This window comes from Sphingomonas sp. CFBP 13733, from assembly GCF_014841795.1.
Lineage (GTDB): Bacteria > Pseudomonadota > Alphaproteobacteria > Sphingomonadales > Sphingomonadaceae > Sphingomonas > Sphingomonas aerolata.
Genome location: NZ_JACYUP010000013.1, coordinates 1 through 24,877, shown reverse-complemented (window position 1 = coordinate 24,877; position 24,877 = coordinate 1). Strand labels below are relative to the sequence as shown.

Here is a 24,877-nt window from a genome sequence, read left to right as displayed (position 1 = left end):
AGCGCTCCCCCATGAAAACGCCTTCCATCGGCACGCTGTCGTTCGGGTTCGTCGGCGCGACCGTCGTTCTTCTACTCGCGATCGGTGCCCCGAACAGCCGCATCGCCCCGCCGCCTGCCGCCCCGACCGCACCACCGCCGCCAAGCGTTTCGGCGCGCGGCTTCTCGCTGGCGTCCACCTCGGTCGATCTCCCGACCGACGAAGGGCAATATCCCGCCGGCCCGCATGCCGACGTCATCAACGCCAACTGCACCTCGTGTCATTCGGCGAGCATGGCGCTGAACCAGCCGCCACTCTCCTCCGATCAGTGGACCGCGGAGGTCACCAAGATGCGCGAGGTCTACAAGGCTCCTGTTGCACAGGCTGACGTGCCGGCGATCGTCGCTTATCTGACCGCCATGAGCGCAAAGCAGCCGGGCGCCGCGAAGGGCAAGGCGCAAGACCCCGATCCGAAGGCTGCGCCCGACGTATCGGGGGGATCAGGCTAAGCACATCACTCACGACACGCGGTTCTGCGCGCGAAGTGCTGTGCGGCGTGTACGTGTCTCGCGCAGTGTTGCATTGGGCGCGAGGCCGTTCGCGGGCACCTTGGGTATCGCAACGCGCTGCGACAGGTAGATGCCATTGTGGCCCGAGCAGAGATAGGCCACGAAACAGGCGACGGCGATCGGCACCGCATAGCTGGCGCCAAACAGTTCAATCCCCATGAAGGTGCAGGCGAGCGGGGTATTGGCAGCCCCGGCAAAGACCGCAACAAAGCCGATCGCGGCGAACAGGCCCGTCGGTACGTCCAAGAAAGGCGCCAGCGCGTTACCGAGCGCCGCGCCGATGAAGAACAACGGCGTGACTTCACCGCCTTTGAAACCCGCACCGAGCGTGACGACAGTAAACAGCAGCTTGATCGCCCAACTCCACGGATGCGTGTCTGGTCCGAAGAAGCTGGCGATGGTAAGGCTCTCGGGCCTCGCTGCCAGGACACCCAGGCCTAGATAGTCGCGCGTGCCGAACAGGAAGACGAGCGCGATAACGACGACCCCGCCGATCACTGGACGTAGCGGACCATAGGGGACGATCCGCTTCAGACATCCCCCGACCACGTGGTTGGCTTCGGCGAAGGCCAAACCGACCAATCCGAATATGATCCCCGCAATACCCGCCTTCGTCACGAGCAGCGCATCGACCGGTATCAACGCACCGATCGGGTAGACACCGTGATGGATACCCCAGGCGAGGCACGTCCAATCGCCGACTAGCGCTGCAACGAGGCAAGGCACTAGCGCGGAATATTCAACGCGGCCGATCGCCAGCACTTCGAGCGCGAAGACCGCGCCTGCGATCGGCGTGCCGAAGACCGCGCCGAACCCGGCTGCGATACCCGTCATCAACAGGATGCGCGTGCCGCCCGCATCGAGGCGGAGCGCGCGGCCGAAACCGCTGGCAAGGCTTCCACCCAATTGGACGGCGGTGCCCTCACGTCCGGCCGAGCCACCGAAAAGATGCGTCACCACTGTGCCGAAGAAGATGAGCGGCGCCATCCGCAGAGGCACCCCGCCGCCAGGCTCGTGGATCTGCTCGACGATCAGATTGTTGCCGCCTTCCACTGTGCGCCCGGTGACATGGTAGAGGAATCCGACAACGAACCCGCCCACCGGTAGCAGATAGAGCAGCCAAGGCGATGCAAACCGCAGTCGCGTAACGGTATCGAGACTCAGCAGGAACGCCGCACATAGCGTCCCGACGAGTGCCGCCATGGGCAGCAAGATCAGCGCCCAGCGCAGGACAGAGATCGCATGGTCGTGACGATCGCGCATGAATGCCGCGACATTCAGCGTGCCGACGAGATTGCGAAAGGTAGCGCGCACAATTCCTCCTTGCTGCCTGAAGGCGCCAAGTAGGAATCATCAGCTCTTATCAGAGCGGTTCGGCCAAATTGCCCGGCAGAAATCCATTGCCAAAGTCGATCTATTAGACGTTTGCCCCAACCGTCAATGGGCATGTTGGTCGGGCAAATGCTCGGACCGGCCAGTCGGCAGCGTCTATCTGAGCCCGTTATATGTACCGACCCCGGGTACGCTGCATGCGGGACCGATCGGCTTTGGCCCACGTCGTTTTCGGGCTTCGTCACAAGGGGGCGATACCGCACGAAAGCCGCGGATGCGCTGCGGGGTCTGATCGGTTCGCAGCAAACCTAGGGATGGCTGCTACGAGCGTGCCGTCCAGATGCCGACGAGCGCGGCCAGTGACACGAGCATAAGAAACCCGTTCATCACTAGGAGCAACGTCGCTGGCAGGCGCTTGATGTCCGGTCGTGGCGGCGGGGCGCCTGCGCCCATCTCTCGCCACACCGCAGCGGCGAAGCAAAAGGCGCTGAACAAGATCAGCATGGTCCCGGTCGCCGTCGCCAGCCACGGGAACACGACGTCCTTGAGCAGCGCGCGCGCGCCGATACCGGAAGCGAGCGCCGCCAGTCCGGTACGCACCCAGGCAGCATAGGTGCGTTCGCCGGCGAGGATTGTGCGGTCCGCGGCAAGCTCTGTGCGACGGTCGGCGCTGTCCACCTGCTGGACTGCGCTGTCCTTCAGCTTGCTCGCGCTCTCCGCCAGCTTCGCATGGGCCCGATCGGCGTCGTGCGGCGCGTCCATCAGCCAGCGGTAACGGCGATGCGATGCCAGGCAGTCGAGAGATAGCCGGCGAAGTTCCAGATCGGCTCGGGCCGTTCGGGCTGCATCTGCCCGGCACCGTCAACGGCGCGCACGATCAGGACGTGGAGTCCGGGAGACAGATCGACCGTGACGTGCCACTGCGTCCAGCTCCAAGGCGCATCGGGTTTTGCAGTCAGTTCCGCCTGCAGCCAGTCGGTGCCGCCATTGACGGAGACCTCGACGCGGGTGACCGCTCGGCCGAAGGCGACCGCATAACCCGCGATTTCGCACGCGCCGGCGCTGACATGCGCGCCGTCCACCGGCGCGCAGATCGCAGCATTGAGCGGCATCTCCTCGATAGTCAGACCCCGATCCCAGTCTGCGTCCTCCTTCGCTACCGACGCCGGAAAGAGCTTGTAGTCCTTAGCCTGGATCGGCGCATCGGACGGGCGATCGCGCACCTCGATGCGCGTCAGCCACTTGGCGCTACGAACGCCCGCATAACCCGGCACGACGAGCCGCAGCGGTGCGCCATGTTCGGGGGCCAGCGCCTCGCCATTCATGGCCCAGACGATCAGCACGTCGGGCTCTAGCGCCTTGGCGATCGAGATCGAGGCACCGAACGGTGCCGTCTCACCATCGACATCCACGTTGTCGGCCCCCGTAGTGCCGACGAACGACGCGCCGTCCTGGATGCCGGCTGCGGCGAGCACGTCGCACAGTGCGACGCCGGTCCACGCCGCATTGCCAATCGCGCCCACGTCCCAGGGATCGCCCGAAGTCTTTTCCACGTCTTGAAGATGTGCCCGACGATTGCCGGCGCACTGCATGGTCGCGGTCACTGTCCGGGTCGCAAATGCCGTTTGAAGTTCGGCAACCGTGTAGGAGCGCGGGCGGTCGACTAAGCCGTCCAGCGCTATACGATGATCGTCGGCCAGCTCCGGCGTTGGTCCGTGACTGCGGATGTAGAAGTTCGCCTGCGGCGTCAGGAAGGACGTGATCAGTTTATCCGGGGGCGTTTCCGCATTGAGCGGCTCCGGACAGCGGAGGATCAGATTCTGTTCGGCGCGATCGGATGCGGTCATGCAAGCGGCCTACCATGATGAAATCAGTAGCGAAATCGATCGTTTTGCTGGGCGATGTCACCCAGACTCTTTCGATAGCCTATCCCTTTCTAGACGGCGGTGGAGCGATCACCATGCCGTCGCGCGAAAGGCGCCGAGCGCCAGACAGCCTTTCCCGTAGATCGTCGCGATGTGACTGGACTTGCTACGACGGCTTTGTCCCAAAAGTCGTCGCTAGGTACTAGGGATGACGGAAAACCCTGTCGCCATCGCAGATGCGCGACAAACGGGTGATTTGCGCCGCCTGAACCCGGATGAGGGCGCTTAACGTATATCTGGGTCCGTTCTATGTACCGACCCCGAAGAGGGGGCGATCCGAATGATCCGTCCCGAGTGGAACATGCAAGGGCTGGGTGAATGCCCGGCATCTGTAACGGGCACCCCGGAATCCGCCAGCCCACTTGTTGGCATGTGAACATGATAGCACGAGAACACGAGAACACGATGGAACGTGAACACGTGTCTGGCATGTAGAGGTTGGTAGCAAAGCCTATCGGTGAGTTTTGGGGTAGCGGCTCACCTTTGGGCCGACGCGCTGAAATCTACCAGCACGGGCAGTTCGGGAATTCCGCCGCGCAGCTTTGCCCGTCGTACAATGCTGTGCTGGTCGATCAGGTTCTGTGCGTCGCGCTTGCCGCTGGACGTTTTTGGGAACCAGTGGAGTGCCACCCGTTCGACCTTGCGCCCGTTCTTGATCGGCGTGAAATCGACATAGAAGGGGCAAAGCTTGTTAATTTCCTCGACAGCCACCTTCAGACAATATTTGTTCATATCAGCGAAGCGTTCGAGTTTACCTTCAGGCACGTTAAGCAGGCCGCGCAGCTCTTCGATCGTAAACTCCTCTTTCTGTTTGTATTCGAGACCAATGCGCCGCTCGATCATTTCATAGAGACAAAGTGCGTATTTTGACTCGAAGCAATACATTACCTGCGTCTTGAGACGGGCATAAACCTGACTGTTCCGCAGTATCTCGATTAGCTCTTCTGGGATACGATAGTGAAGGAAGCCGTCTTTTTCGAGGCTTTCATCACTTGGGCCGAGCAGCTGGACACGGCGCTTGTAGCTCTTGCCATCCTTGCGGATCGTGACGATCGCGATGGTGCCCATGAGGCGCAGCAGTGAACTCTCTATGCGCTCGTTGCCTTGGTGCGTCCCTTTCAGTCCGGATTTCGCAATGCGATGGATGATCGGCTCGCCAATGCGTTCCCAGGCATTGGCGATCAGCAGGTTGTAGATACGGCGATCCGCGAGGGTGAGGGGGCTTAGCTCTACAATATCGACCAACTCGCCGGGCTTGACGATTTCACCGTAGTTGGCGGGATCAAAAGGATTTCCACGTCCCTTCTGGGCCAGCGTGCGGAATGTCATATCGACCACGGCAGGTTGCGACATAGGCTTGACCAACGGTGAGCTAGAGGAACTTACCAACTCACCCTAATCACGAAAAGTGAGCTAGGCAAATGTTTCAGCTCCCCCGTGGAGCAGAGAGGCGGATACCCCAAAACTCACCGATCCTTTTAACCCAACCATTGGGGTACCCCAACACTCACTGGACCCTGCCCGAACACTCACTTTTACCGACCCCAAAGCTCACCGCATGCTACCCCGAAACTCACGCGAATCGACCCCAACGCTCACTATTGGAGGCATTTTTCGGCAGAAATACGGACCTTTCAGGGCTCTGAATCTTGAATCAGAAGAATTAGAGAATCTGAACGGCGAAAGGTGAGCTTTGGGGTGGCGAGCCTGTGGATAACCACCGTCAGAATAGGCAAATGGAATCGGCCTAATGGCCGATGCACTATTCGTCTGGTGCCAGCTGCGCTGTCACCAGAGCGGCGCAAACGCCGCGTGCTTAGCGGAAAAAGAAGAAAGGCAAGCTGGCGACCAGATACTACGCCAGAGCCGACCAAGAGCGCCATGAGGGCAGGGAAGAGGGCTTTGCCACGATCCGCACCCTTGCAGCACCGAACCTCGCTGTTGGTGCTTAAATCAGCTCCTTCGCGATCGGTTTCGTAGATCGTCAATCCGATCACCAGCTCCGTCACCTTCGGAAGGTGAGGCGCTACCCCAAAACTCACCTTTCGCACATCGTCACGCAGGATCGAACAGGCCAGTGAACTCGCGTTGATCGTAGTAGCGGATTTTCTCGACCGCGAGCGGGTTTTCGCCCTGGCGGAGCAGCAGAAGCTGATCGGGCCGCATTCGCATGATTTCGTCCGGTGTGGCGAGCCGGCGAGCGGAGACGTGCCCGCTGACACTCTCCGAGGGACCAGCGCGGTTTTCGCCCCAGCCGGTGCCGCGCGACGTGCTGACGGTATCATATTCGATCGTGGTGTCGCCGATCGTGCGCGAGAGCATGTCGGCGGTGGCATGATCGTTGACCCCGAACGTCTGGATCACGCCGGCGTTGGACATGAAGGTGCCGGCGCGCTCGCCATAGGTGGCCTTAAGCTGGTGCATGTCCTGGAGGATCGGCCAGAGCTGGAGGCCATAGCCCGCCATCAGGCCCATCGCGCGTTCAACCGGTTCGAGACGGCCGAGCGCGGCGAACTCGTCCAGCAGGAACAGCACGGGCCGGGCAGGACGGGCGGTGGACCGCGCCATGTCGGTGACGGCCTGGCTCACCAGCAGCCGCAGCCAGCGCGCATAGGTGTCGAGCCGATCGGGCGGCAGGCACAGGAACACGGTGGCGGTCGTGTCCTTCAGCCCCGCGAAGGTGAAATCCGACGCGGCGGTGCTGGCGACGATGCGAGGGCTGTCGAGAAAGTGGGTATGGCGCTGTGCCGAGGACAGCACGCCAGCGGCTTCGCGATCGGACTTGCCGAGCTGGCGGTTGGCGGCGCGGGCGATCAGGCCACCGGCGCCGGCGCTGTCCTGCATTTTGGCCAGCAAAGCGGCAAAGCCGGCAGGGGCGAGCGTCAGCTTGTCGCGCACCGTCGCCAGCACTCGGGCGTCGGCGGGTTCGTGGACGACGGTATGCAGGATCAGCCCCGCGATCAGCGCCTTGGCTTCCTCGTTCCAATGCGCTTCGCCCGATTGCCCCGGCGCGTCATGCACTAGGGCGTCGGCGAGGGTGTTGGCATCTTCCGCGAGATCGAGGCTGGCGGGATCGAGCCGGTCGAGCGGATTGTAGCGGGCAGGCGGCTGACCCGACACGCCGAACGGATCGAGGCACCAGACCTTGCCCTTGGCGGCACGCGCACGGGCGGTGACGCGGGCATTCTCACCCTTGGGGTCGATGCAGATCACCGAGCGATCGAGCAGCAGCAGGTTGGGAATGATCGTGCCGACGCCCTTGCCCGACCGGGTGGGTGCCATCGTTAGCAGATGCGCCGCGCCGTCGTAATGCAGCAGCTTGCCTGACTTCGCCGAGCGGCCAATCAGGAGATCTCCGTTCGCCTCCAGCTTTCGCACGTCGGTTCGGTCGCCGAAACGAGCGGAGCCGAGCAGATCGCTCCGCTGGTTGGCGGCGCGCCGGTTGAAGCGCCAAGCCAGGAACAGGATCGCGCCGGCCAGCAGGAACGGAATGTCGGTCGCAATCTCACCATAGCCGAAGATGCCCTTGAGCCAGGCGTTGCTCGCCATCAGCACCACGAAGGCGACGAAGACCGCGAACAGCGGGCTGATCCGTCGCCTCGGCATCAGTGCGCTTCCATCGGCGTGACCGGCAAGGACCGGTCGGAGTCGGGATGATCGAGCAGCCGGAGCAGGATTTGCGATACAAGGGGAGGGGGCACGCCCTCGTCAAGCATCATCGCGAAGAACGCATCGTCGTTGGGCGTCGGGATCATGTCCTCGATGACCAGGTTGGCGCGCGAGTCCGCCATGTCCTCATGCCACATCGCGATTTCCGCCGGCGTGCCGCGCACGAAATTCATCGCGCGGACTTGGGCACGGATCGTCTCGATATCGAAATCGCTCATTGCGCTTCGCTCCCTTCCGCTTCCGCGTCGAACGCCCGCTTGCCGCGCCGCTTCCATAGCGCCAGCACGTCGCCAGCATCGTCGCCGCGACCACGCCCGGCGAGATCGAGCAGCGCGCCGTAGAGCGTGGCGCGATCGTCGTCGGTCAGCTCGACCAGCCCGGCTTTCTGGACCAGCCCGCCCAGTTCAATCAGATGGCGTGTTCGTTCGCGACGTTGCACGACCCAGCCCCTGCTATCCGTTCGCCGTTCCGCCGCTTCCGCCCGCAGCGTCGCCGCCTGGTTCAGTCGCAGTGCCCGATCCGTCGATTGCAGCAGCGCCGCCACCTTTGCGCCCACGTCGTTGAAAGAAGGCCGCGCCCTTCGCGCGCCATGCCTCCTTCGCGCCCGCATCCTTTGATCCGATCGCATCGAGCAGCACCCCGGCGAGGGTTTCCGGATCAAGCGCATCGGCCCCGGTCGCAACGACGAGCTGGCCAAGCTGTTCGACCCGCTTTGCCTTGAGCGCGCGGGCCTTGTCACCCAGTGCCTTCAGCTCGGCATCGTAATCGCGAACCTTCCGCATCGCCTTTACCCTTCCGCGTATCGCTCATCAACATCTTAGCGCGCCGAGCATATGGGTAAAGCCAGAACGAGCAGAACGCAGCACCAAGTCAATCAGGAGGAGCGAAGCGGAGGATGAGTGCGCGCTTATACGTCGTTGCCGACGTGCGCTCAGAAGTGCAATAAGCAGGGCGTCATGGCGATCTACCATTTCTCCGCCAAGGTTGTGAGCCGCGCGAACGGATCGAGCGCCGTCGCGAGCGCCGCCTATCGCTCCGCATCCGAGCTGCACGACGATCGGTTGAACCGGAATCACGACTTCAGCAACAAGGCAGGCGTGATCCACTCCGAAGTGATGTTGCCACAGGGCGCACCGGAGCGTTTAAACGACCGCACGACCTTGTGGAACGAGGTGGAGGCAGGCGAGAAACGCAAGGACGCGCAGCTTGCCCGCGAGGTGGAGTTCTCGATTCCGCGCGAGATGAATGAGAAACAGGGCGTCCAGCTAGCGCGCGATTTCGTGAAGCAGCAGTTTGTCGATCGCGGGATGGTCGCGGATCTGAACGTGCATTGGGACAAGGCGAAGGACGGCACGCCCAAGCCGCACGCGCATGTCATGCTTGCGATGCGCGACGTGGGGCCGGAGGGGTTCGGGAAGAAGAACCGCGACTGGAACTCGACCGAGCTTTTGAAGGACTGGCGCGAGGCGTGGAGCGCCCACGTTAATGAGCGCATGGCCGAGCTTGGGCTTGAGGGTCGCATCGACCACCGCAGTTACGAGGCGCAGGGGATCGGGCTGGAACCGCAGCACAAGATCGGCCCGGCCGCATCGCGTCGTCCGGAGCAGGGGCTTGAGGCGGAGCGGATCGAGGATCACACGCGCATCGCTCGTGAGAACGGCGAGAAGATCATCGCCGATCCCAATGTCGCGCTGGACGCGATCACGCGGCAGCAGGCCACGTTCACCACTCGCGACCTGGCGACGTTCGCCTTCCGGCACAGCGACGGCAAGGAGCAGTTCGACCAGGTGATGGGGGCGGTGCGCGCCAGCCCCGAGCTGGTCGCATTGGGGAAGGACGGGCGCGACCAGGAGCGGTTCACCAGCCGCGACATGATCGCGGTGGAGAACCGGCTTGAGCGCGCGAGCGACGAGCTGGCGGGCCGCGCCGCGCATGGCATCGTCGATCGGCATCGTGACGCCGCGATCGACGCAGCCGAGGGCCGAGGGCTTGTCCTGTCGAGCGAGCAGCGCGACGCCTTCGATCACGTCACCGGCAACAGTGGGCTGGCGTCCGTCGTCGGCTATGCCGGCAGCGGTAAATCGGCGATGCTGGGCGTCGCGCGCGAGGCTTGGGAGGGGCAGGGCTACACGGTGCGCGGCGCGGCGTTGTCAGGCATCGCGGCCGAGAACCTTGAGGGCGGGTCCGGCATCCAGTCCCGCACCATCGCCAGCCTTGAACACGCATGGGGGCGGGGGCGTGAACAGCTAGGCCCAAGGGACGTGTTGGTGGTGGACGAGGCCGGCATGATCGGCTCGCGTCAGATGGAGCGGGTGCTGTCCCAAGCACGCGATGCCGGGGCCAAGGTCGTGATGGTCGGCGACCCCGAGCAGTTGCAGGCGATCGAGGCCGGCGCGGCCTTTCGCAGCGTCACCGAGCGCCACGGCGCGGCCGAGATCACCGAGATACGCCGGCAGCGCGAGGACTGGCAGCGCGACGCCACGCGTGCGCTGGCGACCGGGCGCACCGGCGAGGCGATCCATGCCTATGACAGCAAGGGCATGGTCCACGTCGCCGACAACCGTGACGAGGCGCGGGGCGAGCTGGTGGACGGTTGGGATCGCGCACGCCAGACCGAGCCGGGCAAGACCCGGATCATCCTCACCCACACCAACGCCGAGGTGCAGAGCCTCAATGGCGAGGCGCGCAACCGGTTGCGCGCATCCGGCGACCTTGGCGACGACGTGACGGTGAAGGCCGAGCGCGGTGAGCGGCAGTTCGCGACGGGCGACCGCATCATGTTCCTGCGCAACGAGCGCGGCATGGGGGTGAAGAACGGCACGCTGGCGACGATCGAGCGGGTATCGTCCGAGGGCATGGCGGTGCGCCTCGATGACGGGCGCGGCGTCGCGTTCGACACCAAGGACTATGCCCATGTCGATCATGGCTATGCGGCGACGTTCCATAAATCGCAGGGCGTGACGGTCGATCGCGCGCACGTCCTCGCCACCCCCGGCATGGACCGGCACAGCGCCTATGTCGGCATGTCGCGTCATCGTGACGACGTGCAGCTCCACTATGGCCGCGACGACTTCAGCGACCAGCGCCAGCTCGTCCGCGCGCTCTCGCGTGATCGCGGCAAGGACATGGCGGGCGATTACGCTAAGCCCGAGCAGGATCAGGCGCGGGCGTTCGCCGATCGGCGCGAGATCCGGTTCCCGGAACTCGCACGCCAGATGGTCGAGAAGGTGCGCGACAAGGCCAAGGGCATGTTTGCCGGTTTCCGGCCAAAGCCGGCTGTCGCGAAAGAGGGGGCGATTAACACTGCCCGCGATCACGGCCAGGGGGGTCTGATTAACACCGCCCGTGATCGCAGCCAGGGGGGGCCGATTAACACCACCTTGGACGTCTCTCAGGCCAAGGCGATCGAACGCTATGCACGTGCCGCGGGCGATATCGGCCGGATGCGCAACAAGGGTCTGCCCGTGCTGCCGCATCAGGAGAGCGCTTTGCAGAAGGCTGGCGAGAGGCTGGACGCGACCCGTCCCCATGCCGCGCGCGACCTTGCATCGGCGCTTGCGCGTGATCCGAAGCTTATCGAGCAGGTGTCGGGCGGCAATACAGTTGGCGCGGCACGCGCGATGGCCGACGAGAAGCGTGTGCGGCTAGACCCGGACGCGCGTGCCGAGCGGTTCGTGGAAGGCTGGCAGAAAATGCAGCAGGCGCGGGCAGGCATGGAGCGGGCCGGCGACAGTGCCGGTGCCGAGCGGTTGCGCGAGCGGATGGAGAAGGCGGCGGGCGGGCTGCACCGTGACCCGCAGCTCGAATCCGCACTGCGTCGCCATGCACCCGACCTGGCGCTGAAGCAGGAAAGCGAGCGGTCGATCGGCGATGCGCTGTCGTCGTCGCTCGATCGTGGGCGCGACCGGGATCGGGGGATGAGCCGGTGACGGTTCGTGCTTTCGGGTACGATCCGGTTTGTGGTTTCATGCAGTAAAGGGGAAGAAGTGCATGAGTGACGATCACGAACCGGACGCCGCAGCGGAGGCGTTTGAAGGTGTCCGCGGTGAGCTTGCGCTGTTGCGCCGCGCCGTCGAGCGGCTGTCCGCGGAGCGCGCCGAGGTGCCGGAGATACCCGATTACAGCGAGACGCTGGGGAAAATGGCGAAGGCGCTCAACGCGACCATGCAAAATGTCGGCGTGCTGGCGAAAACGGCCGAGGACAATGTCGCGCCGCGCTATGTCGCCGACCGGATCGTCGCGGCTGGCGGCCATGCCCGCGACGAGGATCGGCGCATGATCGCGACCGCCGGTGAGAAGATGGACAAGGCGACGACCGCTTTGCACGGTATCGGCGGTTCTGCCCGCCGTGCGGACGAGCAGCGCCGTACCTTGTGGCAGGTCGGTGCGGGAGCGTGCCTGGGCGGGGCGCTGCTATGGACGATCGTGCCGGGGATCATCGCGCGCGAGCTCCCGGGGAAGTGGCAGGTGCCCGAGTGGATGGCAGCGCGCACGCTTGACCTACCGAAATGGGAAGCCGGGCAGCGCCTCATGCGAGCTGCTGGGCCGGATGCTTTCGCCAACATCGCGGCAGCCGATCGGATCATCACCGCAAATCGCAAGGCTGTGCAAGCCTGCTACAAGATAGCTGTGAGGACTAAGAAGACGGTGCGCTGTACCATCGAGATCAGTCGGGATGACGTGGCGGCAAGAAGTGCGATCGTCAGCTCCACGGATTGAAGTGCCCAAGCGGTGCAAGCCGATCATTCCACCGGACAGCAGCGATGCGCTATGCGGAAGGGGCAAGTGCTTCGATGATCCGGCAGTCGGCGACGGTGTTGCGGCTACAGGAATCTATTAGCGCGTCGAGTTCACCAGCAAGCGCGGTGAGGTCTGCAATTTTGCGTCTAATCGCGTCGCGGTGTTGGTTGGCAACGACATCGACGGCGATGCAGGACTGATCGCGCCGATCGGCAAGCCCCATAAGCTCGCGCACCTGATCGATTGAAAAGCCAAGATCACGCGCGCGACGGATGAAGGACAGGCGGCGTAGATGCGCGCCCTCATAGGTCCGATAGTTCCCCGCCGATCGCTCAGGAGCCGGCAGCAAGCCAATCTGCTCATAGTAGCGGATCGTCTCGACTTTCGTGCCGGTCGCACCAGCCAGTTTTCCGATCGTCAGTTTCTCAGACACAGCGCTTGACCCTCTAGCGACTAGAGGGTGCATATAGGCTGTCAGATCGATTCTATCGAGGTGGCGAATATGGCCTGCACAAGCTGCGCGTCCGACAAGGCGGACACTCTCAACGACCCTAAGTGGCGGCGCGCGCTATGGATTGCGCTCGCCATCAATGGCGGCATGTTCGTTATCGAGATCGTTGCCGGCATCACGGGTGGATCGAAGGCGCTGCAAGCCGACGCGCTCGACTTTTTTGGGGATACTGCGAACTACGCAATCAGCCTTGGCGTTGCCGGAATGGCGATAGCCTGGCGCGCACGCGCTGCGATGTTGAAGGGGGCGACGCTTGCTTTGCTAGGCGTCTATGTCTTGTTCGCGGCGGGATGGGGGGCGCTCCACGAAGCAACGCCCCATGCCGAAATTATGGGCGTGGTCGGCATCGCCGCGTTGATCGCGAACCTTGTAGTCGCGGTCATGCTGTACCGCTTTCGAAGCGGTGATGCGAACATGCGGTCAGTGTGGATTTGCTCGCGTAACGACGCGATTGGCAACATCGCCGTCGTACTGGCCGCAGGCGGAGTGTTCGGCCTCAACAGCGCGTGGCCTGATCTCGCCGTCGCCACCTTGATGGCTGTGTTGGGAATATCGGGCGGTGTTCAGATCATGCGGCAGGCACGCGCCGAAATGCGTAGCGAGCCCTCACCCGCCCCCGCTAGTTACCAGCAGTCGTTACATGGCAGTCGGTAAGCTGCTAAGGCGCGGGCCGATGCACCGCCTCTCCGCCCTGTTCCTCAGTTTCATGCTCGTGCTTATGCTCGGGCTTGGATCAGTCGCGCATGCGACCGAAGGCGTGACGTGCGTTGATACCACAGCGGTCAGCTCCCTCGATCATTGCGACGGCGATGCCGACCAAGTGCCGGCAGACGCCGACAAGGCTTATCCTCACCATCATGGTGGTTGCCACGGCCATCATGTCGGCGTGCCGATCGCGTCCGATTCAACCGGACCAGCCAGCAGCGTTCGTATGACTGCATCGATGTGGCGCAATGCGCCCAAGGCCCCGGTAGCGTCGGACCCAGCCCTACGTCCTCCCCAAGCCTGACCAACGCCTAATTCCGCCGGGAAAGCCCGTGCGGATGCCCAAGGTTCGTCAGGAGTCCGTTACCCATGCACCGTTTTATTGCGGCCTTATTGGCCGTGGCGTCGTGCGCGTCGATCGCACAGGCGCAGTCAGCCGATCCAACATCGACCAGTCCCCCGCTCACCCTTGAGCAGGCGCTTTCGCTTGCCGGAGCCAGCGCCCCCAGCCTTGAGGCTGCCACGGCTGGCGTCCGGGCAGCACAAGCAGGCCGCACGGTTGCCGGCTACCGCCCGAACCCGTCGATCGTCGCCGAGACCGAGAACATTGCCGGCAGCGGCCAATATCGCGGTCTTCGAAGCGCCGAGACAACGGCAGGTCTGGCACTACCGATCGAGTTGGGTGGCAAACGATCGGCACGGATCGCTGTCGCAGATGCGATTGGTAATCGAGCGAGGATAGGCACGGCGTTGGCCGAGGCTGATCTACGGCTTGCCATCACGCAGCTCTACATCGAGGCGACCGCAGCGGAACGCCGACTGGTGACCGCGCGCGAGCAGGCCGGTATCGCCCGCGAAGCATCGCGCGCAGCCGGCGTCCGCGTTCAAGCGGGGCGAGCATCACCGCTCGAACAGCAGCGCGCCGATGTATTGCGGATCAACGCGGAGACGGCTGTGGAGCGCGCAGAGCGGCTTGCCGAGGTCGCCCGAAGCAATCTTGCCCGACGGATCGGCCAACCCCTCACGGGACCGTTGGACTTGGTGTGGTTCGGCCGTGTCGAGGGCTTTGGTCCAGCGCGGCCGATCGAGACCGCCGGGACGCTGGCATTGGCGGCGACACGCGCGGACGTGACAACGGCAGAGGCACAGGTGCGGCTTGCTAGGTCGCAGCGCATTCCCGACGTGACACTCAGCGCCAGCGCACGACGGCTTGAGGCTACGAACGACGTGGCAGCGGTGTTCGGGCTGTCGATCCCGTTCCCACTGTTCAACAACGGCAAGGCGGCAGTGGCGCAGGCGCGGGCGCAGACTGATCAGGCGCAGGCGCTACGTCGCGCGGCCGAGCTGGATACCGCGCAGGATATCGCAAGCGCACAGGCGAACGTCGCGAATGCCGCGACGACCGCTCGCAACGCCAGCGGGCCGGCATTGGCGTCGGCAAGCGAAGCCGCTCGGATCGCCCGGATCGGCTACCGGGAGGGCAAGTTCGGTCAGCTCGATTTGCTCGATGCCGAACGTACCCTGTCCGAAACACGAACCGCCGCGATCGATGCGCTCGCCACCTATCACGACGCCAAGGCACGCCTCGAACGGCTCGTTGCCGCAGCGCCCTCGACCGAGGAAACCAATCAATGACGAAGACCATCATGCGGGCGCTCGCGCCTGTGACCCTGGCTGTCCTCCTTGCCGGATGCGGCGGGGGTGGCAACGGCGAGGCCGGTGAGAAAGCCGGAGCCGAGAAGACCGAAGGTGCCGAGGCCAGCGAAGCCAAGGAGGGTCCAAAGGATATCGTCACCCTGTCCGCGCAGCAGATTGCGGATGCCGGGATAGAGGTTACGCGTCCTACAGTAGGCGGCGTGGCCGGAGCGATCGAGCTATCGGCAACGATCGAGGGCGATCCTCAGGGTGTGCAGGTTGTGTCCACCTCCGTAGGCGGTCGGCTCGTTTCCCTCACCAGCAATCTCGGGCAGTCAGTCAGCCGGGGAGACCCGCTGGCTATCATCGAAAGCCGGGAAGCGGCATCACTGAAAGCGGAGGTAGAAGCCGCGCGCGCGCGTTCCGCACTCGCCCAATCAAACCTTCGCCGCGAACAGCGCCTGTTCGCTGAACGTGTTTCGCCAGAGCAGGATCTGGTCGCAGCGCGGACGGCAGCGACGGAGGCCAGCATTGCCCTTCGCCTCGCGCAGCAGCAATTGTCAGCGACGGGCAGCGGAGGCGGCGCGCTCAACCGCATCGCGGTTCGCTCGCCGATCGCCGGCCAGGTCATCGCGAGATCCGCTACACTCGGGCAGGCGGTCGCGGCCGATGCAGAGCTGTTCCGCGTCGCCAACCTGTCGAAGGTCACTGTAACCACCTCACTCGTCCCCACCGATGCCGGTCGGGTGAAACCCGGCGTGCGTGTCGAAGTGACGGCACCGGGGCGGCGTCAGGAGGGGCGCGTCACGTTCGTATCCCCCATTCTGGACGAGACGACCCGATTGGTGCCGGTGATCGCTACCCTCGACAACGCCGGCAGCACATGGCGCGTCGGCGAAACGGTCAACGTATCGATCCTCGTTCCTGCGACCGGGGACCGCACCGTCGCCGTGCCATCGGCCGCAGTGCAGATGATCGAGGACAAGTCGTTCGTGTTCGTCCGCACTGCGACAGGATTCCGGGCAATTCCCGTGACGCTTGGTCGCACCAACGGCGGGCAAGTCACCGTAACGGCAGGCCTTACCGGCTCGGAGCGCATCGCTTCCACCAACAGCTTCACGCTCAAGGCCGAACTCGGCAAGGGTGCAGGCGGGGATGAGGACTGAGCCATGATCGGTCGCATCGTCACCCTCTCCGTCGAGAAGCGCTGGCTCGTCCTGCTTCTCACCATCGCGGCTGCATTGCTCGGGATTGGCGCGCTGCGTCAGCTTCCGATCGACGCCGTACCCGACATCACCAATAACCAGGTGCAGATCAATGTCGTTGCTCCTGCCCTCTCCCCCGATCAGATCGAGAAGCAGGTTGCGTTCACGGTCGAAACCGCGCTCGCGGGCATTCCTGGCCTTGAATATACCCGCTCGCTAAGTCGCAATGGCTTTGCCCAGATCACAGCGGTTTTCGGTGAAAAGACCGATATCTACTTTGCGCGAGCGCAGGTCGCGGAACGTCTGCGAACCGCTGAGGAAGACCTTCCCGAAGGTGTGAACCCCGAGATGGGGCCGATCGCTACGGGCCTCGGCGATATCTTCATGTGGACGGTCGAATATCGCGAGCTGGACCAAGTTCACCACCGCAACGGCGAACCCGGCTTGCAGCGCGATGCCAGCTATATCACCCCCGAGGGGGATCACCTTGTCAGCGACGCCGACAAGGCGACCTATCTGCGCACCGTACAGGATTGGATCGTCACGCCGCAGCTCAAAAGCACGGCCGGGCTTGCTGGCGTCGACTCCCTTGGTGGCTACACCAAGGAATATCTCGTTATTCCGGACATACAGCGCATGGCGGCAATGCGGCTAACGCTTCAGGATCTCACCACCGCCCTTCAGCGCAGCAATACCAGCGCGGGCGCTGGCGTGGTCAACCGCAACGGAGAAGGGCTGGCGGTTCGATCGGATGGGCGTGTTCGCAACGCCGACGAGCTGGCACGTACCGTCGTTGCCACCCGCGAGAGCGTTCCGATCCTGCTTAACCAGATCGCGACCGTTCGCACCGGGCAGGCGCTACGCATGGGATCGGCGTCAGAAAACGGCCATGAAGTTGTCGTCGGCACCGCGGTTATGCGGATCGGGGAGAATAGCCGCACGGTATCGACCGGCGTTGCCGAACGGCTGACGCAGATCGGCCGCTCTTTGCCGGTCGATGTTGTCGTGAAGCCGGTCATGAACCGGACCGAGCTGGTGAACTCCACAATTTCGACGGTTGCCCGCAACCTCGCCGAAGGTGCGGTGCTGGTAATCGTCGTTCTGTTTGCGCTGCTTGGCAATTTCCGCGCGGCGCTGATCGCGGCCTGCGTCATTCCGATCACGATGCTGCTGACCAGCATCGGCATGTTGGAGGCGGGCGTTTCCGCAAATCTGATGAGCCTTGGTGCGCTCGACTTTGGTCTGATCGTAGATGGCGCGGTCATTATTGTGGAGAACGCATTACGGCGTTTGGGCGAGGCGCAGCATGGTCGTGATGACGTGCTGACCATCGAGCAACGTCTCGGGATTGTCGCGGCGTCGGCGCGCGAGATGATCCGGCCATCGGTGTACGGGCAGGCTATCATCATCCTTGTCTATGCGCCGTTGCTCACCTTCACGGGTGTCGAAGGCAAGATGTTCGAGCCGATGGCGCTCACGGTCATCATCGCTCTGGTGTTCGCCTTCATCCTATCGCTGACCTTCATACCGGCAGCGATTGCGATCTGTCTCAGCAAGCGGGTCGAGGAGAAGGAAAGCCGCGTCGTCACCTTCCTCCGGAAACGTTATGAGCCGGGACTTGATGCGGCAATGCGCCGACCCACCCTCACCATCGGCGTCGCGATCGGTGCGCTGGCACTCGCCGGGGCCGCTTTTACGACATTGGGGCAGGAGTTCTTGCCGCAGCTCGATGAGGGCAACATCCTCGTGCAGGCGGTCCGCATCCCGGGCACATCGGTCGATCAGAGCCAGGCGATGCAATTCCAGGTGGAAAAGGCACTCGCCAAGGCCCCTGAGGTCCGTTTCGCCTTCTCGCGCACCGGCACGTCCGAAATCGCATCGGACCCGATGCCGCCTAACGCGACCGACACCTTCGTCATCCTGAAGCCGAAGAAGGAGTGGCCCGACCCCGGCCTGTCCAAGGAAGAGCTGGTCGAGCGGCTGGAAAAGCGGCTCTCCACTCTGCCCGGCAACGCCTATGAGATCACTCAGCCGATCCAGATGCGGTTCAACGAGCTGATTGCAGGCGTGCGCGGCGACATCGCGATCAAGGTCTTTGGCGACGACTTTGGCGAGATGAACGCGACCGCAGATCGGATAGCCGGCATCCTTCGAAAGACGCGGGGTGCAGCAGACGTGCGGGTTGAACAAACCGAAGGCTTGCCGATGCTCGATATCCGGCCGAACCGCACTGCCATGTCCCGCGTCGGGGTGACGGCGGGTGACGTGCAGGACACGGTTGCCGCAGCCATTGGCGGCCGACAGGCTGGCGTGATCTTTGAAGGCGATCGTCGCTTCCCCGTCGTGATCCGGATGGCCGAAAGCTCACGATCCGATCTGACGGCGGTTGCTCAGGTGCCGGTGCCGACCGGCAGTGGCGGCTTCGTACCGCTATCGACAGTGGCGGATATCGCCGTGGTCGATGGTCCCAACCAGATCAGCCGCGAGAACGGCAAGCGGCGTGTCGTGGTGCAGGCCAACGTGCGCGATCGAGACGTGGCCGGTGTCGTGGCTGATGCCCGGTCAGCCATCGACGCTCAGGTGAAATTGCCGCCTGGCACGTATCTCGAATGGGGCGGTCAGTTCGAGAACCTGGCATCTGCCCGCGATAGGCTTAGCGTTGTGGTGCCGATCTGCTTCGTGGTCATCATGTTCCTGCTCTACGGCGCGCTTGGCTCCGTCAGGGATGCGTTGATCGTGTTTACCGGCGTTCCGCTGGCGCTGGTCGGAGGCATCCTTGCGCTGGTGCTAAGAGGCATGCCGTTCTCCATTTCAGCGGCAGTCGGCTTCATCGCGCTATCAGGTGTCGCGGTTCTCAACGGGCTGGTCATGGTGTCGTCCATCCATGATCTGATGCGGCAAGGCATGGGTCGTGCGGTAGCGGCGCATCAAGGCGCTCTGGCGCGGCTCCGGCCGGTTGCGATGACGGCGCTCGTCGCATCGCTTGGCTTTGTGCCGATGGCACTTGGTCATGGTGCTGGAGCCGAGGTGCAAAAGCCGCTGGCGACCGTCGTCATTGGTGGCCTGATATCCGCAACCTTGCTCACCTTGTTCGTGCTGCCGACGCTCTACGCTCGTTTCGGACGGCGCGAGCTGCCAGCCCCATCAGGGGGACACATCGAACTGCCGCCTTTGAATCATGACAGCGTGAGGGCTTAAGCTATGCAGGCCGTTGCCTTCACGCTCATTCCCGTCGTCGCCGTACTGATCGGCTCGCTATTCGCGGTATCGAGACGGCCAAGTGATGCCTTCGTAAGCGCTATGCAGCACTTGGCGGCAGGCGTCGTGTTCGCCGCAGCGGCAGCCGAGATCTTGCCCCAGGTGATGCACGAAGGTTCACCGATCGCGACATTCACAGGCGGCGCGCTTGGCATTCTCGTGATGCTGTCGCTCAAAGCTCTTGAGGGTCGCGCCAGTGGCCCGATCGCTATGTTGGGCGCGGTCGCAGTGGATATCCTGATCGACGGGCTTGTTCTCGGGTTGGCGTTCGTCGCTGGCGGGAAGGCCGGCGTGTTGCTGACGATCGCGTTGACGTTGGAGGTGCTGTTTCTCGGACTGACCGTGACCACCGAGTTGGGCGAGACGATCAAGTCCAAGGCGCGGATCATCGCGATTACGATGGGGATCGCGTTGTTGCTGCCGATCGGTGCGGCGATAGCGACTCCCGTTGCGACGTTTCCGCCCGTCGTCATCGCCGGGTTTCTCAGTTTCGGTTTGATGGCGCTGCTCTACCTTGTGACGGAAGAGCTATTGGTGGAGGCGCACGAGAAGCCCGATACCCCGCTTATCAGCGCCATGTTTTTCATCGGCTTTTTGGGATTGCTCCTGATCGAGGAGTTTTTGGGCTGACCGCTCGACGTGGAACGTCTTGGACCAATGATGATGACGTCGAGCTTCGTCGGCGTATCGAGGCCAAGCAGACTCTGGCGGTAATCGCACGCGAGATGGGCCGAACGATGGATGCGGTTCGGGGAAGAGCCTCAACCCTACGGGTAACTCTCCGCTCGTCACAGCGACCATGGCGCGACGGCGTGCCGCGGCGGGTAGATGTAGACTAGAAAAATAGGGGCGGTTGCCCGCCCCTATCCAGCTTCAGCCGTGCTTCATGCCGCCCTTAGCATGATCGCAGCAGTCCGCGGCCTTGGCTTTTGCGCCATCCTTGCAGCAGTCCGCACCGTCCTTGCAGCACGCCATGTCGGCGCAGCAATTGGCGACAGCGGCGAATGCGCCAGTCGACAGAGTGAGGGCGAAGGCAGCGCTGATGAGCTTAAACTTGGTCATGATATTCTCCGAAATTTACGTGTGATGGTGTTCGACGTCACACGGTTTGCGGAGGGGGCGTGGCCGGAGCGTATGCCATGCCCAAAAGGCCCGTCTGTGGAGCTGGCCAAGGCGATAGATGGGAGGACGGAACCAGCCCGATATGCTCGACGGTTTCGCCGGCAACCGCAACGCACGGTATGGCGCAGGCCGACGCAGGTGCCTTTTTGATGGGAGCGCCTGCTGATTTGCTGGCGCAGTCCATCATCGCGGACGCAGCCGGAGGCGCGGCCATCGCCATCGTCTCGCAGAGCGGGCCAAGCCGGACCAGCAACATCACTGCCAGGACGAAAAACGCCATGGAACGCAATATCTTGGAGAATGGGCGAGCCCGGCGTTTCATTGGATGCATCTAGAAGCACACTCAGTGATGCACAATGTCGGAGGAGCGGTTCGCCACACTAAGAGAACTTTACTCGCCTTTCCGGTACGTTGGCGAGGTTGCGATGCTCGAAAGGTCCGTGGCGCTATCGATCGGCACATCTGCCTCCTTTCGCTCGGAATAGCGATCAACAAGCTGCGTGGTGTGCGGGCGTAGAAGGACCGTGAAGCGCACCAGCTCCTCCATCACATCCACGATCCGATCATAGTAGGCCGAAGGCTTCATTCGGTCGCTTTCGTCGAACTCCGCAAACGCCTTCGCGACGCTCGATTGGTTTGGGATCGTCACCATTCGCATCCAACGGCCGAGGACGCGCAGGGTGTTCACGCTGTTGAACGACTGCGATCCGGCCGACACCTGCATGACGGCAAGCGTGCGGCCCTGCGTCGGGCGCATCCCACCCATCGACAGCGGCAGGTGATCGACTTGCAGCTTCATGATGCCGGTGATCTGGCCGTGGCGCTCGGGGCTGCACCACACATGCCCCTCCGACCACATCGACAGTTCGCGTAGCTCGTGGACGGCCAGGTGATCGTCCCCCGTCACCTGATCGGGCAGCGGCAACGTCGAAGGATCGAAGATTCGCGTTTCGCAGCCGAAGAATTGCAGCAGGCGAGCGGCTTCCTCAACGCACAACCGCGAAAAGGACCGCTCCCGCAAAGAGCCGTAGAGCAACAGTATGCGCGGAGGTGGATCACCAGCGCCCAGCCCAAGGGCAGGACGATCGAGCGCATAGCGCCGATCAAGGGCGGGTAGATGATCGGGGTCAGAGAGGGCGCGAAGCGGCATCAGGCGGTCCTTGGGCCAAGCAGAATGATACAGGTGCCGATCAGGCAGAGTGTCGCTCCACCAGCGTCCCAGCGGTCGGGCCTCACCCCTTCGACAGCCCACAGCCAGATCAGCGATGCACAGATGTAGACGCCGCCATAGGCTGCATAGGCCCGCCCTGCTGCATCGCTGTCCACGCGTGTCAGCAGCCAGGCGAACAGCACAAGCGATACCACGCCCGGAGCCAGCCACAGGGGCGATTTGCCCAGCCGCAACCATGCCCAAAAGGCAAAGCAGCCTGCGATTTCCGCGAGCGACGCGGCCAGATATACGAGTGCCGTCATCCCATGCTGATCCTGATCGCGAGTGCCGCGAGCGTTACCAGCAGCACCGGAATCGTTAGCGTCGCGCCGACCTTGAAGTAATAGCCCCAGCCGATCCGAATGCCCTTTTGCCCGAGGACGTGCAGCCAGAGCAGCGTCGCGAGCGAGCCAATCGGTGTGATTTTCGGGCCAAGGTCGCACCCGATCACGTTGGCGTAAATCATGGCTTCCTTGATCGCGCCCGTGGCGTGCGTCGCGTCGATCGACAGCGCACCCACCAGAACGGTCGGCATGTTGTTCATCACCGACGACAGCAGCGCGGCAATGATCCCGGTGCCGAACGCCGCACCCCAAACGCCGCCTTGCGCGGTGCGATCGAGCAGGCCGGCAAGATGGTCGGTCAGTCCGGCATTCCGCAGGCCATAGACGACCAGGTACATGCCGAGCGAGAAGATCACGACCTGCCACGGCGCGCCGGCCAGCACCTTGCGCGTCTGGATGACATGGCCGCGCGCGGCGATGACCAGCAAGAGCACGGCACCGGCAGCAGCGACGGCGCTGACCGGCACGCCGATAGGTTCGAGCAAGAAGAAGCCGGCGAGCAGCAGGGCGAGGACGACCCAGCCCGCCTTGAATGTGGCATGGTCACGGATCGCATCAGCGGGCGCGCGGAGCTGCGCCACATCGTAGCTGGCGGGTATGTCGCGCCGGAAGAACAGCAGCAGCACGACCAGCGTCGCGGCGATCGACGCCAGATCGACCGGCACCATCACCGAGGCATAATCGGCAAAGCCGATCCGGAAGAAGTCGGCCGACACGATGTTGACGAGGTTGGAGACGATCAGCGGCAGGCTTGCGGTATCGGCAATGAACCCCGCCGCCATGACGAACGCCAGCGTCGCCTTGTCCTTGTATCCCAGGGCCCTCAGCATCGCGATGACGATCGGCGTCAGGATCAGCGCGGCGCCGTCATTGGCGAACAGCGCCGACACCGCCGCCCCGAGCAGGACGATCAGCACGAACAGCCGACGACCATGCCCCCCGCCCCAGCGCGCAACGTGGAGCGCCGCCCATTCGAAGAACCCGGCTTCATCGAGCAACAGGCTGACGATGATGATCGCGACGAACGTCGCGGTCGCGTTCCAGACGATGCCCCACACCACCGGCACGTCAGAGAGCGAAACGACCCCGACGAGTAGCGCGACGGCCGCGCCGCCTAGCGCGCTCCAGCCGATGCCCAGGCCCTTGGGCTGCCAGATGACGAGCGCGATCGTGACGACGAAGATAGCGAACGCGAGCAGCATCAGGCGATGCGCTGGCCCGAAGCATCCACAACCTGTTCGCCGTCTTCCTTGGCAAACGCGCCCTGTTGGGCATCAGGCAGCAGATCGAGGACCGCTTCGGACGGTCGGCACAGCTTCACGCCGAGCGGCGAGACGACCAGCGGCCGGTTAATGAGGACCGGATGCGCCATCATCGCGTCCACCAGCGTGTCGTCTGACAGCGCATCGTCACCAAGGCCCAGCTCCGCATAGGGCGTCCCCTTCTCGCGTAGCAGATCGCGGGGCGTGATCCCGGCGCGGTCGATCAGCTCGACCAGCAACGCGCGCGAGGGTGGGGTTTTCAGATATTCGATGACGTGCGGCTCGATGCCAGCATTGCGGATCATCGCCAGCGTGTTGCGCGACGTGCCGCACTCGGGGTTGTGATAGATCACGATATCGACGGCCACGGGGCGTCCTTTCAGCAGCAGGGGGTGAGTTCGGCCAGGAGCGGCGCACACAGTTCAGGCGAGCCGGCACAGCAATCCTTGACGAGGAACAGCGTTAGCGCGCGCAGCCCGTCTAGATCGGCACGGTAAATAATCGACCGGCTATGCCGTTCCGAGCGCACGATGCCGGCGCGCGCGAGAATGCCGAGGTGCGCGGACATGGTGTTCTGCGGCACGTCGAGCTGACGGGCAATTTCACCCGCCGCCATGCCGTCCGGTTCGTGGCGAACCAGCAGGCGAAACACGTCGAGGCGTGTGCCTTGCGCGAGCGCACCAAGCGCAATGATAGCCGAATCGTTATCCATGCATCCGGCATAGCGGATATGTTAAGTTATGAAAGCTCTCACGATCTTCAAACCACTATCGATTCCGACAACGCCCTGCACCGACATGAAAGCGGCAGGCGTAAAGACCATGCCGGCCACGACATGTCGGGCATGAAAAGTAAATGGGAGGGAGGCGTCCGCGCCTCCCTCTTTTAATGGCGGGCGAACACCTTGCGTCCGGTTGGTCCGAACGCGATCACCTCATAGGGCTGTGCGTTCATGCCCGGCATTTCCATGCCAGGTGATCCCACCGGCATACCCGGCACGGCAAGCCCGTTTACGCCTTTGGGATGCTGGGCAAGCACCCGTTTCATGTCGGCAATCGGTACATGGCCCTCAAATGCCATACCGTCGACTACCGCGGTGTGACATGAACTGAGGTCGGCGGGGACACCCATCTTGCGCTGAAGCACATCGCGGTGAGCGTCATCGATGATCTGCACGTTGCGCCCGAACTGCTGACGGACCTGCTTGGCCCACTGCTCGCAACAGCCGCACCCTGGATCGCGGTGCATGGCAATGCTGTTCGCCGCTAAGGCCACAGCCGGGGTCATCATCGCTGCGGCGACGATCGCACTCCGGATCGTAAACTTCATTGCTAAACTCCTTTGGTGAAGCCCCGCCCGGGGGCGGGGTTCCTGCCAGCGGCCTTATTGGGCGCGCTTGCCATGCGACTTG

General features: G+C 63.5%; 24 protein-coding genes and 1 riboswitch. Of the genes, 8 read left to right on the top strand and 16 right to left on the bottom strand.

The window, feature by feature from the left end; translation table 11 throughout:
- Positions 1 to 11 precede the first annotated feature (11 nt).
- Positions 12 to 488, top strand: coding sequence for a hypothetical protein (locus IFT71_RS20110; protein WP_031392891.1), 477 nt, complete (start codon positions 12 to 14; stop codon positions 486 to 488).
- Between the two features lie 9 nt (positions 489 to 497).
- On the opposite strand, the gene IFT71_RS20105 is transcribed toward IFT71_RS20110, so the two are convergent.
- The 8 genes from IFT71_RS20105 to IFT71_RS20070 form a co-directional block, all read right to left on the bottom strand.
- Entirely contained in the window at positions 498 to 1,862 is a 1,365-nt protein-coding gene (locus IFT71_RS20105; protein WP_031392892.1) for a voltage-gated chloride channel family protein, read from the bottom strand.
- Positions 1,863 to 1,885: 23 nt separating this feature from the next.
- Positions 1,886 to 1,962: riboswitch (Fluoride riboswitch) on the bottom strand.
- Positions 1,963 to 2,201: 239 nt separating this feature from the next.
- The gene (locus IFT71_RS20100) at positions 2,202 to 2,642 is read right to left on the bottom strand and encodes a YidH family protein (RefSeq protein WP_051916165.1); all 441 of its coding nucleotides are present in this window, start codon (positions 2,640 to 2,642) and stop codon (positions 2,202 to 2,204) included.
- Positions 2,642 to 3,727 carry a sulfite oxidase gene (locus IFT71_RS20095; RefSeq protein ID WP_031392894.1) on the bottom strand — a complete coding sequence of 362 codons (1,086 nt, stop codon included), beginning with the start codon at positions 3,725 to 3,727 and terminating at the stop codon, positions 2,642 to 2,644. The genes IFT71_RS20100 and IFT71_RS20095 overlap by 1 nt, the downstream gene beginning before the upstream one ends.
- A 555-nt stretch (positions 3,728 to 4,282) precedes the next feature.
- On the bottom strand, positions 4,283 to 5,158 hold the full coding sequence (locus tag IFT71_RS20090) for a replication initiation protein (RefSeq protein ID WP_031392895.1): 876 nt from the start codon (positions 5,156 to 5,158) through the stop codon (positions 4,283 to 4,285).
- Between the two features lie 702 nt (positions 5,159 to 5,860).
- Positions 5,861 to 7,411, bottom strand: a complete 1,551-nt coding sequence (locus IFT71_RS20085) for a type IV secretory system conjugative DNA transfer family protein (protein WP_082446614.1) — start codon at positions 7,409 to 7,411, stop codon at positions 5,861 to 5,863.
- Positions 7,411 to 7,692, bottom strand: a complete 282-nt coding sequence (locus IFT71_RS20080; RefSeq protein WP_031393027.1) for a hypothetical protein — start codon at positions 7,690 to 7,692, stop codon at positions 7,411 to 7,413. Before IFT71_RS20080 ends, IFT71_RS20085 begins: the two co-directional genes overlap by 1 nt.
- Positions 7,689 to 7,913 (bottom strand): conjugal transfer protein TraD, encoded by a 225-nt coding sequence (locus IFT71_RS20075; protein ID WP_031393026.1) that lies wholly within the window; start codon positions 7,911 to 7,913, stop codon positions 7,689 to 7,691. Before IFT71_RS20075 ends, IFT71_RS20080 begins: the two co-directional genes overlap by 4 nt.
- Positions 7,914 to 7,926: 13 nt before the next feature.
- On the bottom strand, positions 7,927 to 8,256 hold the full coding sequence (locus tag IFT71_RS20070; RefSeq protein ID WP_031393025.1) for a conjugal transfer protein TraD: 330 nt from the start codon (positions 8,254 to 8,256) through the stop codon (positions 7,927 to 7,929).
- A 174-nt stretch (positions 8,257 to 8,430) separates the two neighbouring features.
- On the opposite strand from IFT71_RS20070, the gene traA reads away from it, so the two are divergent.
- Both traA and IFT71_RS20060 read left to right on the top strand, forming a co-directional pair.
- A complete protein-coding gene (gene traA, locus IFT71_RS20065) occupies positions 8,431 to 11,403 on the top strand; it encodes a Ti-type conjugative transfer relaxase TraA (RefSeq protein WP_055763284.1) in 2,973 nt (990 codons plus the stop codon).
- 61 nt (positions 11,404 to 11,464) lie between these two features.
- Complete coding sequence (locus tag IFT71_RS20060) at positions 11,465 to 12,193, top strand: DUF6118 family protein (protein WP_192143182.1); 729 nt, start codon at positions 11,465 to 11,467, stop codon at positions 12,191 to 12,193.
- 49 nt (positions 12,194 to 12,242) lie between these two features.
- Here IFT71_RS20060 and IFT71_RS20055 read toward each other — a convergent pair whose 3' ends face one another.
- Positions 12,243 to 12,647 (bottom strand): MerR family transcriptional regulator, encoded by a 405-nt coding sequence (locus IFT71_RS20055; RefSeq protein ID WP_235516308.1) that lies wholly within the window; start codon positions 12,645 to 12,647, stop codon positions 12,243 to 12,245.
- Between the two features lie 69 nt (positions 12,648 to 12,716).
- Between IFT71_RS20055 and IFT71_RS20050 the strand changes: the two genes are divergently transcribed.
- The 5 genes from IFT71_RS20050 (at position 12,717) to IFT71_RS20030 (ending at position 20,158) form a co-directional block, all read left to right on the top strand.
- Positions 12,717 to 13,379 (top strand): cation transporter, encoded by a 663-nt coding sequence (locus IFT71_RS20050; protein WP_055763288.1) that lies wholly within the window; start codon positions 12,717 to 12,719, stop codon positions 13,377 to 13,379.
- Positions 13,380 to 13,799: 420 nt separating this feature from the next.
- Positions 13,800 to 15,065, top strand: coding sequence for a TolC family protein (locus tag IFT71_RS20045; RefSeq protein ID WP_055763290.1), 1,266 nt, complete (start codon positions 13,800 to 13,802; stop codon positions 15,063 to 15,065).
- On the top strand, positions 15,062 to 16,231 hold the full coding sequence (locus IFT71_RS20040; protein WP_055763292.1) for an efflux RND transporter periplasmic adaptor subunit: 1,170 nt from the start codon (positions 15,062 to 15,064) through the stop codon (positions 16,229 to 16,231). The genes IFT71_RS20045 and IFT71_RS20040 overlap by 4 nt, the downstream gene beginning before the upstream one ends.
- Positions 16,232 to 16,234: 3 nt before the next feature.
- Positions 16,235 to 19,468 carry an efflux RND transporter permease subunit gene (locus IFT71_RS20035; RefSeq protein WP_055763295.1) on the top strand — a complete coding sequence of 1,078 codons (3,234 nt, stop codon included), beginning with the start codon at positions 16,235 to 16,237 and terminating at the stop codon, positions 19,466 to 19,468.
- Positions 19,469 to 19,471: 3 nt separating this feature from the next.
- Complete coding sequence (locus IFT71_RS20030; RefSeq protein ID WP_055763298.1) at positions 19,472 to 20,158, top strand: ZIP family metal transporter; 687 nt, start codon at positions 19,472 to 19,474, stop codon at positions 20,156 to 20,158.
- A gap of 243 nt (positions 20,159 to 20,401) precedes the next feature.
- On the opposite strand, the gene IFT71_RS20025 is transcribed toward IFT71_RS20030, so the two are convergent.
- The 7 genes from IFT71_RS20025 to IFT71_RS19995 all read right to left on the bottom strand — a co-directional run bounded on the left by IFT71_RS20025 (position 20,402) and on the right by IFT71_RS19995 (position 24,795).
- Positions 20,402 to 20,590 carry a hypothetical protein gene (locus IFT71_RS20025; protein ID WP_041394287.1) on the bottom strand — a complete coding sequence of 63 codons (189 nt, stop codon included), beginning with the start codon at positions 20,588 to 20,590 and terminating at the stop codon, positions 20,402 to 20,404.
- Positions 20,591 to 21,041: 451 nt separating this feature from the next.
- A complete protein-coding gene (gene arsH / locus IFT71_RS20020; RefSeq protein WP_055763304.1) occupies positions 21,042 to 21,800 on the bottom strand; it encodes an arsenical resistance protein ArsH in 759 nt (252 codons plus the stop codon).
- Positions 21,800 to 22,123, bottom strand: coding sequence for a YnfA family protein (locus IFT71_RS20015; RefSeq protein ID WP_055763308.1), 324 nt, complete (start codon positions 22,121 to 22,123; stop codon positions 21,800 to 21,802). The genes arsH and IFT71_RS20015 overlap by 1 nt, the downstream gene beginning before the upstream one ends.
- Positions 22,120 to 23,406 carry an arsenic transporter gene (locus IFT71_RS20010; protein WP_055763311.1) on the bottom strand — a complete coding sequence of 429 codons (1,287 nt, stop codon included), beginning with the start codon at positions 23,404 to 23,406 and terminating at the stop codon, positions 22,120 to 22,122. Before IFT71_RS20010 ends, IFT71_RS20015 begins: the two co-directional genes overlap by 4 nt.
- A complete protein-coding gene (gene arsC / locus IFT71_RS20005) occupies positions 23,406 to 23,834 on the bottom strand; it encodes an arsenate reductase (glutaredoxin) (RefSeq protein ID WP_082446616.1) in 429 nt (142 codons plus the stop codon). The genes IFT71_RS20010 and arsC overlap by 1 nt, the downstream gene beginning before the upstream one ends.
- Before the next feature lie 11 nt (positions 23,835 to 23,845).
- Positions 23,846 to 24,178, bottom strand: coding sequence for an ArsR/SmtB family transcription factor (locus IFT71_RS20000; RefSeq protein ID WP_055763316.1), 333 nt, complete (start codon positions 24,176 to 24,178; stop codon positions 23,846 to 23,848).
- A gap of 173 nt (positions 24,179 to 24,351) precedes the next feature.
- Positions 24,352 to 24,795, bottom strand: coding sequence for a DUF411 domain-containing protein (locus tag IFT71_RS19995; RefSeq protein ID WP_055763320.1), 444 nt, complete (start codon positions 24,793 to 24,795; stop codon positions 24,352 to 24,354).
- Between the last annotated feature and the right edge of the window lie 82 nt (positions 24,796 to 24,877).

Coding starts and splice junctions, on each gene's coding strand:
- IFT71_RS20110 (WP_031392891.1), top strand. CDS start 12: ATGAAAACGCCTTCCATCGGCACGCTGTCGTTCGGGTTCGTCGGCGCG.
- IFT71_RS20100 (WP_051916165.1), bottom strand. CDS start 2,642: ATGGACGCGCCGCACGACGCCGATCGGGCCCATGCGAAGCTGGCGGAG.
- IFT71_RS20095 (WP_031392894.1), bottom strand. CDS start 3,727: ATGACCGCATCCGATCGCGCCGAACAGAATCTGATCCTCCGCTGTCCG.
- IFT71_RS20090 (WP_031392895.1), bottom strand. CDS start 5,158: ATGTCGCAACCTGCCGTGGTCGATATGACATTCCGCACGCTGGCCCAG.
- IFT71_RS20085 (WP_082446614.1), bottom strand. CDS start 7,411: ATGCCGAGGCGACGGATCAGCCCGCTGTTCGCGGTCTTCGTCGCCTTC.
- IFT71_RS20080 (WP_031393027.1), bottom strand. CDS start 7,692: ATGAGCGATTTCGATATCGAGACGATCCGTGCCCAAGTCCGCGCGATG.
- IFT71_RS20070 (WP_031393025.1), bottom strand. CDS start 8,256: ATGCGGAAGGTTCGCGATTACGATGCCGAGCTGAAGGCACTGGGTGAC.
- traA (WP_055763284.1), top strand. CDS start 8,431: ATGGCGATCTACCATTTCTCCGCCAAGGTTGTGAGCCGCGCGAACGGA.
- IFT71_RS20060 (WP_192143182.1), top strand. CDS start 11,465: ATGAGTGACGATCACGAACCGGACGCCGCAGCGGAGGCGTTTGAAGGT.
- IFT71_RS20050 (WP_055763288.1), top strand. CDS start 12,717: ATGGCCTGCACAAGCTGCGCGTCCGACAAGGCGGACACTCTCAACGAC.
- IFT71_RS20045 (WP_055763290.1), top strand. CDS start 13,800: ATGCACCGTTTTATTGCGGCCTTATTGGCCGTGGCGTCGTGCGCGTCG.
- IFT71_RS20040 (WP_055763292.1), top strand. CDS start 15,062: ATGACGAAGACCATCATGCGGGCGCTCGCGCCTGTGACCCTGGCTGTC.
- IFT71_RS20035 (WP_055763295.1), top strand. CDS start 16,235: ATGATCGGTCGCATCGTCACCCTCTCCGTCGAGAAGCGCTGGCTCGTC.
- IFT71_RS20030 (WP_055763298.1), top strand. CDS start 19,472: ATGCAGGCCGTTGCCTTCACGCTCATTCCCGTCGTCGCCGTACTGATC.
- IFT71_RS20025 (WP_041394287.1), bottom strand. CDS start 20,590: ATGACCAAGTTTAAGCTCATCAGCGCTGCCTTCGCCCTCACTCTGTCG.
- arsH (WP_055763304.1), bottom strand. CDS start 21,800: ATGCCGCTTCGCGCCCTCTCTGACCCCGATCATCTACCCGCCCTTGAT.
- IFT71_RS20015 (WP_055763308.1), bottom strand. CDS start 22,123: ATGACGGCACTCGTATATCTGGCCGCGTCGCTCGCGGAAATCGCAGGC.
- IFT71_RS20010 (WP_055763311.1), bottom strand. CDS start 23,406: ATGCTGCTCGCGTTCGCTATCTTCGTCGTCACGATCGCGCTCGTCATC.
- IFT71_RS20000 (WP_055763316.1), bottom strand. CDS start 24,178: ATGGATAACGATTCGGCTATCATTGCGCTTGGTGCGCTCGCGCAAGGC.
- IFT71_RS19995 (WP_055763320.1), bottom strand. CDS start 24,795: ATGAAGTTTACGATCCGGAGTGCGATCGTCGCCGCAGCGATGATGACC.